The sequence below is a fragment of the Dellaglioa sp. CoH-57-MRSF-19 genome, from assembly GCF_056781975.1.
The window spans coordinates 1-254 of record NZ_JBXAXW010000298.1 but is presented as its reverse complement, the minus strand read 5'-3'; the positions used below and the strand labels follow the sequence as shown (position 1 = coordinate 254).

The following is a 254-nucleotide window of genomic DNA, read 5'->3' as shown; positions in this document are numbered from 1 at the left end:
CGTGGATACGGCGCTCTCTGAACTGAAGGGGCGCGCAGTCCACACCGAATTCGGTGAGGGCGAGATCGTGCGGTGCGGTACTGCCGCGAAACACGTGACAGTGCGGCTCAGTAACGGATTCACGGTGAAGGCCCGTAAGTCTTCAACGTTCTTGCTGGAAAAAGAACCTGAGGGCCCGCTACGCCGCAAGATCGCGGATATCATTGGGCTCAAGGTAACGCCTATCAAGGACGTTCAGGCTGCTGGTTACACAC

General features: G+C 57.9%; 1 protein-coding gene. It reads left to right on the top strand.

Annotated features, from left to right (window positions below):
* Positions 1-254, top strand: a 254-nt coding sequence (locus AC1RO3_RS09280) for a hypothetical protein (protein WP_481764132.1), incomplete at both ends; no start/stop codon positions are given.